Source organism: Faecalibacillus intestinalis, from assembly GCF_003024685.1.
Taxonomy (GTDB): domain Bacteria; phylum Bacillota_I; class Bacilli_A; order Erysipelotrichales; family Coprobacillaceae; genus Faecalibacillus; species Faecalibacillus intestinalis.
Genome location: NZ_PYLQ01000027.1, coordinates 25,400 through 34,501 on the forward strand (window position 1 = coordinate 25,400; position 9,102 = coordinate 34,501).

Consider the following 9,102-nt stretch of genomic DNA (forward strand, 5'->3'; position numbering starts at 1 on the left):
AACGAAAGGAGAGGCTTATGAAAAAATATTTAGCGTTTGATGTTGGGGGAACATCTGTCAAATATGCTGTTGTAAATGAAGAAGGAGAAGTGTCTTCATCAAATAAATTTAAAACACCAGATACATTAGAAAAAATGTATCAAGAAATAGAAAATGTAGCTCATGAATATCAAGATATAGAAGGAATTGCTTTATCAATGCCAGGAGCTGTTGATAGTGATGGTGGTATTATTTATGGTTCAAGTGCTATCGATTATATTCATGGTCCAAATATTAAGGAAGATTTAAAACAACGTTTAAATAAAGATGTTGAATTTGAAAATGATGCTAACTGTGCAGCCCTTGCAGAAGTATGGAAAGGTGTTGCATGTCATGAAAATGATTGCTGTTTTATTGTTAGTGGAACAGGAATTGGTGGAGCAGTTATTAAAGATCGTCATGTTCATCATGGAAATGCATTACATGGTGGAGAATTTGGTTATATGATTATGAGATATGATCAAGATGAAAAGAAATATTATACATGGTCAGATGATGGATCAACAGTTGCGGTAACTAAAAGAGTGGCTAAGGAACTAGACGTTGATTATCATACTTTAGATGGTAAAGAAGTTTTTGATCAAGCGGATAATAATGAAGTTTATAAAAAATATGTTGATGAATATTATCGTACTCTTGCAATGGGTATTTATAATTTACAATATGCTTATGATCCAAGCATGATTATTATTGGTGGAGCTATTTCATCAAGAAGTGATTTATTAGATAAAGTCAATGAACAATTAGATATTATTTTTTCTCAATTAACGCATGCACATGTACGACCAAATATTAAAGTATGTCAATTTGGAAATGATGCGAATTTAATTGGAGCAACATATCATTATATTCAAAGACATTAAGGAGGATTTTATGAATAAAGCAATACCTAAAATTAATACACAACTGAGAAGTCATACAATTCTTGTACCTGAAGTTTATCGTGAAGCTACAGGAGTTTTAATTAATGGAAAAAGAATTAAATCACTGGTTTTTTCAACAGATGTAGCGGTGATTGCTAATTGTAATGCGGATGCTGTTATTGCGGTTTATCCTTTTACACCAACAATTCAAATTACAGAAGCAATTATTTCAGTTGCTCAAAGACCTGTTTTTGTTGGTGTTGGTGGTGGAACAACTGCCGGTAAACGTGTTGAATCGATTGCTTTAGATGCAGAGTTACATGGAGCAACAGCTGTTGTTTTAAATGCACCAACAGCAACTGAATTTGTTCAAAATCTTGCAGATGATATTGATATTCCTGTTGTTTTAACAATTGTTTCTTTAAATGAAGATTTAGAAAAAAGAATGTTACATACGAAAGCAAATATTATAAATGTATCTGGAGGAAAAGATACTGTTAAAATTGTTAAAAAATTAAGAGAAATTGATCCTAATTTCCCTATTATTGCTACTGGTGGACCAACAGAAGAAACAGTTAGAGAAGTTATTCAAGCAGGAGCAAATGCTGTAACCTTTACACCACCTACAAATGGTGAAATCTTTAAAGGAATGATGGAAGAATATCGACATAGATATGATTAAGAGGAGAAATCCTCTTTTTTTGTAGATGACAATTGAAATGATTTTCTATATAATTGACAAAGAGAGGTGAATGAAATGAAACAATATTTAGATATGTGTCAATATATATTAGAAAATGGTCAAGATAGAGATGATCGTACAGGAACAGGAACACGTAGTGTTTTTGGTTATCAAACACGTTATGATTTAACAGATGGTTTTCCTTTACTTACAACAAAGAAAATGTTTTTAAGACCTATTGCTGAAGAATTATTATGGTTTATTAAAGGAGATACTAATATAAAATATCTTGTTGATAGAAATGTGAAGATTTGGAATGAATGGCCTTATGAAGCTTTTAAGAAAAGTGAAGATTTTCATGGAGAAACTTTAGAAGAATTTGTTGCTAAAATCAAAGAATTACCAGCAGATGATCCATTTGTTGTTAAATATGGTGAATTAGGACCAGTTTATGGTAGACAATGGCGTAATTTTAATAATGAAGGTATTGATCAAGTAGCAAAACTTGTTGATTCATTAAAAAATAATCCATTTTCAAGAAGACATATTATTTGTGCCTGGAATCCAGCAGAAGTTGATGAAATGGCACTTCCACCATGTCATGCTTTCTTACAATTTTATGTAAGCAATGATAAAAAATATTTAAGTTGTCAATTATATCAAAGAAGTGCAGATACATTTTTAGGAGTACCATTTAATATTGCATCTTACGCTTTATTTACAGCAATGCTTGCTCAAGTATGTGGGTACAAACCAAAAGAATTTGTGCATACTATAGGAGATGCTCATATTTATAAAGATCATTTTGATGTTGTTAAGGAACAAATTTCTAGAACTCCTTATCCTAAATGTCAACTTGTTTTAAATCCAGAAGTTAAATCTATTTTTGATTTTACAATAGATGATATTAAAATTGAAAATTATCAATCTCATGGTAGACTTGTTGGAAAGGTGAGTGTCTAATGATTTCTATTATTGTAGCAACAGATGATGATTTATTAATTGGTAAAAAAGACTCTTCTAATGGAATGCCTTGGCATAATAAAGAAGATTTACAACATTTTAAAAAAACAACACTTCACCAAACAATTTTAATGGGAAAAACAACATACATGGCAATAGGAAGACCACTTCCTCATAGAAAAACAATTGTTGTAACCCGTGGTGAATTAGATGATGAACGTGTAGAAGTAAGACATGATTTAGTGGAAACGATTCAAGAATATAAAAATAAAAAGGAAGATTTATTTATTTGTGGAGGGGCTTCTATTTATAAGCAAGCACTTCCTTATGTAGATGAACTAATGATTTCTAGAATACCAGGAAAACATGAAGGTGAAACCTATTTTCCAAGTTTTGACGAATATAATTTTCAATTAGAAAAAGAAACACAAATGGAAACGTTTGTCTTACAAATCTATAAAAAGGGATGATGATATGAAAAGAATAATTTTAGTTGTCTTAAGATGTATTTTTAAATTACCTTATTGGTGGTTTTATAAGTTAAAACAATATCAAAATAAAGAAAAATATCCAACAATTGATGAAGGATATCAATTTATACATAATGTTGCTGATGAAATTGTTAAAAAAGCAAGAGTAGATTTAGAATGTTATGGTTTAGAAAATCTTCCTCAAGAAAATGGATATCTCATTACTCCTAATCATCAAGGATTATTTGATATTGTGGCTGTTTTTAAAACACATGATAAAACAGCTAAATTTGTATTAAAAAAAGAATTAGCATCTACAATTTTAATTAAAGATGTTGTTAAAACATTAGACTATTATGCTTTAGATCGTAGTAATATTAGAGATGGTGCCAAAATGGTTAAAAACGTTTCTAAAGAAATAGAAGCTGGTATGAATTATGTTATTTATCCAGAAGGAACACGTTCTAAACAAGGTAATAAAATAGGTGAATTTAAAGGTGGAACCTTTAAAATTGCTTTAAAATCTCATTGTCCAATTGTTCCAGTAGCAATGATTGATTGTTATCAAGTATTTGATAACAATACAATTAAACCCGTAAAAGCACAAATTCATTATTTAAAACCAATTGAATATGATGAATATAAAGATTTAAAAACACCTGAAATTGCTGCTCTTGTTCAAAGTAGAATTCAAGCGTGTATGGATGAGTATTGTTAATGTTTATACATGTAAATGGTGTGCGCTTGTTTTATGAAAAACAAGGAACAGGGAAACCTTTAATTTTACTTCATGGAAATGAAGAAGATCATCGTATTTTTGATGAAGCTATAGAATTATTAAAAAAGCATTATACTGTTTATGCTGTTGATTCTAGAGGACATGGTCAAAGTGATAAAGTTCTAGAATATCATTATCTAGATATGGCAAAGGATATTCAAGAAATGATTGAACAACTTGAACTAAAAGATATTTCTTTAATGGGAAGTAGTGATGGAGCAATTATTGGTTTATTAATAGGAAGTCTTTATCCAAAACTTGTAGATCATTTAATTCTTGCAGGAGTCAATGTTAAACCCAATGGTGTTATATTAGAAGTTTATCAAGAAATGAAGGAGCAATATCAAAAAACAAAAAATCCTTTAATTAGAATGATGTTAGAAGAACCCCATATTTCTAATCAACAACTTCATCAAATAGAAGCTAAAACATTACTGCTTGCAGGAAGTGATGATTTAATTAAATTAGATCATATTGAACGTATTTCACATCATATTAAAAACTGTGAGTTTAGAATTCTCGAAGGAGAAGATCATAGCAGTTATATTATTCATAACAAAAAGATTGCTAAAATTATATTAGAAGAATTAAAATAAAGGGGATGTTACGAAATAATTTAAATCGTAACATCCTTTTTTGTTATAAATTCTAACTAAAAAATAGAATATTGATATCTTATCAATAATATTTATTTCCTACTAATTAATTCCTCGAATGTTATAGTTGAGGAATTGTTGTAATTAGATACAATTGTTTCTTATAATAGAATAATTGTATTATAAAGATACTTAAAATTTCTATTTTTAATGTCTTTTTATTTTACAAAAGAAAAGACTGTTGTTTTTTTATATGTCAACAGTCTGAAATAAAGAACCATTAAGTTTTTTTTATTTGTTAAGAAGTAATGATGCTTTTTCAATATATTTTTGATGATATTCATCAAAAATACAATCAGGATCATGATAATAAGTTTCTAAAACATCACACATTTTAAGTAGTTCACTATATTGATCATGAACTTTATTTTTAGTTGAATGATTTTTAATAGCTTGAACGATAATATCTATTTCTTCATTTTCAAACAAAAAACTTTCTTCTAACATCTTTCTAGCAAGTTCACTTGAAAGTTGAGCGTGATTAAATGAGGTATTGTTTTTATAAACGGAATAATCATGTAAAAGTCCCATAATAGCGCATAGTTCACAGTCTAATTGTACATACTGACTATAGGCAATACATAAGGTTGAAACGCCAAATAGATGACGATAGCCTTGTCTTTTTTTGTTTCCAAAACAGTTTTTTTCAAGTTCTTGATATACGATTTTTTCAATTTCTAAATATCTTTTCATCGTCTAAGTCCTTTAGGATATAAATTTTTAACTTGATTATTACTTTCTTTATAGAAAGAAAGTGGATAACCATCTACAAAAATAACACCATAGCCTTTTTGATTATTTCCTTTCAAGGTTAAACCAGAAAGATAATCTTTTACTTCTTGACTATCACATTTAAAATTATAAGATCTTTTAACATCATCTTTATTTAAAGTAAGAGCAAGTGAAAGACTTGGTTCAAATCTTCCTTTTTTACATTCTCCTAAATAAAGACCATTTCTTAAAACTTTGATTGGAAGTTCAGGAAAATGATTTAAAATAGCATAGACATGATTATTTGATTGATAAAGATAAGGTGGTACAGGAATATTTAAGTTTTCTTGATAAAACTTTTGAACAAGTTGTAGCTGTTCTTTCTTTAAATTTGGTTTTAAAATTTTTTCTTTTGAAATAGCTGTTTCTGTTGTTTTTTGTAACATGGCTATAAATTGTCCTTCACCACGATTAATGTGAGGGTACATTCTAATGGTTCCTTCAATAAAACCATCAGACATTCCTTCTTTTTTATTAATTGGAAGTAATTTCATACCTAATTCATTGATCATATATTCAACTTGTTTTTCATTTTCATCTAAAGAATAAGTACATGTAGAATAAATTAAAATGCCATCTTTTTTAAGCATCTTATATGCTTGATCAATTAAGTTTCTTTGAATATAAGCACACTCATTTATCTTTTGCATTGACCAAGTATCAATTGCTTCTTTATCTTTTCTAAACATACCTTCTCCAGAACAAGGAGCATCTAAAATGATTTTATCAAAGAAACTTTCAAACTTCATTTTTAAAGGATCACAATTCGTCACAATTGTATTTTTTAAACCAAATCTTTCAATATTACTTGATAAAATAGAAGCACGTAATTTAGAAATATCATTAGCAATCATTAATCCTTCATTAGAAAGACGGCTGGCAACATAACACGTCTTACCTCCAGGAGCACCACACATATCTAAAACATAATCATTTTCTTTAATATCTAAACAAGCGGCTACGCTCATAGCACTTGGTTCTTGAATATAATAAAGTCCACACATAAAATAAGGACTTTTACCTAGTGGATAATGAAGATAATCAAAATAATAACCACCATCTACATAAGGATGTTTTTCTATATATTGATGATTTAAATGATTTAAAACATCCTTTTTTAAAGGATTTAAATAAAATCCTTTAACTTCATTTTCATTTAAAGAATTCATAAAAGCATCAAAATCATCTTTTAATAATTCTTTCATTCTTTCAATAAATAACTCATTCATTATTCTTTCCCCTCAATAAAATAAGTAGCTTCCATATCAGCAACACTTAATGCAAAAGCAATAGGAAACATTTCAAAAGCTTTTCCAACATTTCTAGCATCTTCATTTCCAGAAAAGCCCATATGATATCTAATCGCAAAAGCTTCTTCTCTTGTAAGACGCATATAACCACTAATCATATAAACGCTTTTTTCTCCATGACCATATGGCAATTGATCATCATATTCATAGTTTGGTACTTGAATCCATTGACCATCTTTTTTAACATTACGTGTTCCCTTTTTATAACAATTAATTTTACATAAATCATGTAATAATGAAACAATCGCAATTGTTTCTTCACTATAATTCATTTGATATGTATCTTTCACTCTTTCTCTTTGAAGATAATCTTTCAAACAATCATAAACATTTAAACTATGTTCAAGTAATCCACCATCATAGCTTCCATGAAATCGTGCACTGGCAGGTGCTTCAAAGAAATCAGAATGTGGAGATAATAAATATTCAAGAAGTTTTTCGCTTCCAGGTCTTTTTATATTTGTTTTATATAATTCTATAAATCTTTCTTTATTTGTCATAAGCATTCCTCTTTTTTTATATTTTATCGAAAACATGCTTTTTCTTCAATAAAAGTATGAAATAAAATATCAAGGACATACTAGAAATGAAAGAAGGAATAAAATGAAAAGATATATTATAACTTTGATACTTTTAATAACTTGTACTTTTACTTTAACAGGCTGTAGAAATCAAACAACTGATAGTGGTTTTAAAGGAAACGTAGAAATTGCTTGGGATGATGTAAAGGATGATTTTGATCAAATAGATCAAGATGTTGAAAATGATACTTCTAAACAAGATGTTAAAGCCTTAACACAAACAATTTTAGATGGTTATGATAAAATCAAAGAAGGAATTACTCAAGATAATCAAGAAGAAGCTAAAAAAGTTTACGCAGCTGCGAGTCGATTAGAGTATATAGAAAAAAATACAGATCAAAAGTTATCAAGTGAAGAAAAAGAAATTTTAGAATTAGGAAAGAAAACGAAAACATTGATGATGCATTATTATGGAAATGGGGAAGGTATTTTTCAAGATGCTGTAGATGATGTAGAAAATGGGATTGATCGTGTAAAAAATTTCACAGAAGAAAAATGGAATGATTTTAAAGATAAATTAGAGTAGGGAATACTCTTTTTTTATTTTTTGCTTGTTTTATAATAAAGGTCTTGTTATAATGATAAGGCACACAAGCCCGAATGGCGAAATTGGTAGACGCAGCAGACTCAAAATCTGCCGGTGTAACAGCTGTACCGGTTCGAGTCCGGTTTCGGGCACCATACTTGCGGGTGTAGTTCAATGGTAGAACTTCAGCCTTCCAAGCTGACTACGTGGGTTCGATTCCCATCACCCGCTCCAAGTGATGAAAACATCTCTAATGAGATGTTTTTATTATATTTAAAACAAATGGTTGACAGATGATAACAATTTGTATACAATGTAATCACATTTGATATAAATACTGTGAAAAGAAAGAGTAGACGTTGATCTTTAGCGTAGAGATTTCCTGGTAGGTGAAAAGGAAAGTAGAGATTTTTGTTGAATTCATCTTGGAGTAGAGTGTTGAACAGTTTTAAGTAGGCATCTCCGGTTACACCCGTTAAAGTGGAAGAGTATGATTGTACTCGATGAGGTTAGTATAGTAATATACTAATAAACAAAGGTGGTATCACGAAGCGATAGCTCTCGTCCTTAGAGGATGAGAGCTTTTTTATTTATATCAAGGGAAATGAAGAAAAGGGGACAAGTAATATGATTATTGTAATGAAATCAACAGCATCTAAAGAAGATGTAGAAAAAGTATCAGGATCAGTAGAAAAATTAGGGTTAAGAGTAAATGTTGTAAATGGGGCAACACAATCTGTTATTGGAATTATTGGAGATACAACAAAAGTAGATCCTGAATCAATTGAAGTAGATCCAGCTGTAGAAAAAGTAATGCATGTATCAGAACCATATAAATTAGCGAATAGAGCTTTCCATCCAGAAGATTCAGTTATTGATGTCGGTGGCGTTAAAATTGGTGGAGGACATTTAGCTGTTATTGCAGGACCATGTTCAGTAGAAAGCAAGGAGCAAGTGATTGAAATCGCTAAAGCAGCCAAAGCAGCAGGAGCTAATCTATTAAGAGGTGGAGCATTCAAACCAAGAACATCACCATATGCTTTCCAAGGAATGGGATCAGCGGGATTAGATATTCTAGTAGCAGCTAAAGAAGCAACAGGATTACCAATCGTATCAGAATTGATGGATGCAGAATACTTAGATGAATTCATTGAAAAAGTAGATTTGATTCAAATTGGAGCAAGAAACATGCAAAACTTCGACTTGTTAAAGAAAGTCGGGAAAGCAACAAAGAAACCAATCTTGTTAAAAAGAGGGTTGAGTGCAACATTCCAAGAATGGATCATGTCAGCAGAATATATCATGGCAAGTGGGAATCCAAATGTCATCCTATGTGAAAGAGGAGTGAGAACATTTGAATCATACACAAGAAATACATTAGACTTACAAGCAGTCCCAGTAATCAAAGAATTGACACACTTACCAATCATTATCGATCCAAGTCATGCCGGAGGAAAATGGTG

The 9,102-nt window shown here is 29.9% G+C and carries 11 protein-coding genes, 2 tRNA genes and 1 other annotated feature; of the genes, 10 read left to right on the plus strand and 3 right to left on the minus strand.

Going from position 1 to position 9,102, the window contains the following annotated elements; genetic code table 11:
* Positions 1–17: 17 nt before the first annotated feature.
* The 6 genes from C7U54_RS13200 to C7U54_RS13225 all read left to right on the plus strand — a co-directional run bounded on the left by C7U54_RS13200 (position 18) and on the right by C7U54_RS13225 (position 4,391).
* Positions 18–902 (plus strand): ROK family protein, encoded by an 885-nt coding sequence (locus C7U54_RS13200; protein ID WP_107030606.1) that lies wholly within the window; start codon positions 18–20, stop codon positions 900–902.
* Positions 903–912: 10 nt separating this feature from the next.
* On the plus strand, positions 913–1,584 hold the full coding sequence (locus C7U54_RS13205; protein ID WP_022001194.1) for a beta/alpha barrel domain-containing protein: 672 nt from the start codon (positions 913–915) through the stop codon (positions 1,582–1,584).
* A 75-nt stretch (positions 1,585–1,659) separates the two neighbouring features.
* Entirely contained in the window at positions 1,660–2,547 is an 888-nt protein-coding gene (thyA, locus tag C7U54_RS13210) for a thymidylate synthase (protein ID WP_107030607.1), read from the plus strand.
* Positions 2,547–3,017: a dihydrofolate reductase gene (locus C7U54_RS13215; RefSeq protein WP_022001192.1), complete on the plus strand. Its 471-nt coding sequence runs from the start codon at positions 2,547–2,549 to the stop codon at positions 3,015–3,017. Before thyA ends, C7U54_RS13215 begins: the two co-directional genes overlap by 1 nt.
* A gap of 4 nt (positions 3,018–3,021) precedes the next feature.
* Positions 3,022–3,735: a lysophospholipid acyltransferase family protein gene (locus tag C7U54_RS13220; RefSeq protein ID WP_022001191.1), complete on the plus strand. Its 714-nt coding sequence runs from the start codon at positions 3,022–3,024 to the stop codon at positions 3,733–3,735.
* On the plus strand, positions 3,735–4,391 hold the full coding sequence (locus C7U54_RS13225; protein ID WP_107030608.1) for an alpha/beta fold hydrolase: 657 nt from the start codon (positions 3,735–3,737) through the stop codon (positions 4,389–4,391). Before C7U54_RS13220 ends, C7U54_RS13225 begins: the two co-directional genes overlap by 1 nt.
* Positions 4,392–4,682: 291 nt before the next feature.
* Here C7U54_RS13225 and C7U54_RS13230 read toward each other — a convergent pair whose 3' ends face one another.
* From C7U54_RS13230 to C7U54_RS13240, 3 genes are read right to left on the minus strand one after another with little or no spacing between them, the layout of a single operon-like run.
* Complete coding sequence (locus tag C7U54_RS13230) at positions 4,683–5,144, minus strand: HD domain-containing protein (protein WP_022001189.1); 462 nt, start codon at positions 5,142–5,144, stop codon at positions 4,683–4,685.
* Positions 5,141–6,451 (minus strand): RsmF rRNA methyltransferase first C-terminal domain-containing protein, encoded by a 1,311-nt coding sequence (locus C7U54_RS13235; RefSeq protein WP_107030609.1) that lies wholly within the window; start codon positions 6,449–6,451, stop codon positions 5,141–5,143. The genes C7U54_RS13230 and C7U54_RS13235 overlap by 4 nt, the downstream gene beginning before the upstream one ends.
* A complete protein-coding gene (locus C7U54_RS13240; RefSeq protein ID WP_107030610.1) occupies positions 6,451–7,032 on the minus strand; it encodes a hydrolase in 582 nt (193 codons plus the stop codon). The genes C7U54_RS13235 and C7U54_RS13240 overlap by 1 nt, the downstream gene beginning before the upstream one ends.
* A gap of 103 nt (positions 7,033–7,135) precedes the next feature.
* Here C7U54_RS13240 and C7U54_RS13245 point away from each other — a divergent pair, with 103 nt between their 5' ends.
* The 4 genes from C7U54_RS13245 to aroF all read left to right on the plus strand — a co-directional run.
* Entirely contained in the window at positions 7,136–7,639 is a 504-nt protein-coding gene (locus tag C7U54_RS13245) for a hypothetical protein (protein WP_022001186.1), read from the plus strand.
* A gap of 68 nt (positions 7,640–7,707) precedes the next feature.
* A tRNA-Leu gene (locus tag C7U54_RS13250) sits at positions 7,708–7,794 on the plus strand.
* Positions 7,795–7,799: 5 nt separating this feature from the next.
* Positions 7,800–7,873 (plus strand) — tRNA-Gly (locus C7U54_RS13255).
* Positions 7,874–7,969: 96 nt separating this feature from the next.
* Positions 7,970–8,211, plus strand: a binding site (T-box leader).
* 55 nt (positions 8,212–8,266) lie between these two features.
* A partial coding sequence (gene aroF, locus C7U54_RS13260) for a 3-deoxy-7-phosphoheptulonate synthase (RefSeq protein WP_107030611.1) occupies positions 8,267–9,102 on the plus strand: 836 nt, incomplete at its 3' end.

What these genes read in the sequence shown, in the direction of transcription:
- C7U54_RS13200 (WP_107030606.1), top strand. Translation starts at nt 18, where the DNA reads ATGAAAAAATATTTAGCGTTTGATGTTGGGGGAACATCTGTCAAATAT.
- C7U54_RS13205 (WP_022001194.1), top strand. Translation starts at nt 913, where the DNA reads ATGAATAAAGCAATACCTAAAATTAATACACAACTGAGAAGTCATACA.
- thyA (WP_107030607.1), top strand. Translation starts at nt 1,660, where the DNA reads ATGAAACAATATTTAGATATGTGTCAATATATATTAGAAAATGGTCAA.
- C7U54_RS13215 (WP_022001192.1), top strand. Translation starts at nt 2,547, where the DNA reads ATGATTTCTATTATTGTAGCAACAGATGATGATTTATTAATTGGTAAA.
- C7U54_RS13220 (WP_022001191.1), top strand. Translation starts at nt 3,022, where the DNA reads ATGAAAAGAATAATTTTAGTTGTCTTAAGATGTATTTTTAAATTACCT.
- C7U54_RS13225 (WP_107030608.1), top strand. Translation starts at nt 3,735, where the DNA reads ATGTTTATACATGTAAATGGTGTGCGCTTGTTTTATGAAAAACAAGGA.
- C7U54_RS13230 (WP_022001189.1), bottom strand. Translation starts at nt 5,144, where the DNA reads ATGAAAAGATATTTAGAAATTGAAAAAATCGTATATCAAGAACTTGAA.
- C7U54_RS13235 (WP_107030609.1), bottom strand. Translation starts at nt 6,451, where the DNA reads ATGAATGAGTTATTTATTGAAAGAATGAAAGAATTATTAAAAGATGAT.
- C7U54_RS13240 (WP_107030610.1), bottom strand. Translation starts at nt 7,032, where the DNA reads ATGACAAATAAAGAAAGATTTATAGAATTATATAAAACAAATATAAAA.
- C7U54_RS13245 (WP_022001186.1), top strand. Translation starts at nt 7,136, where the DNA reads ATGAAAAGATATATTATAACTTTGATACTTTTAATAACTTGTACTTTT.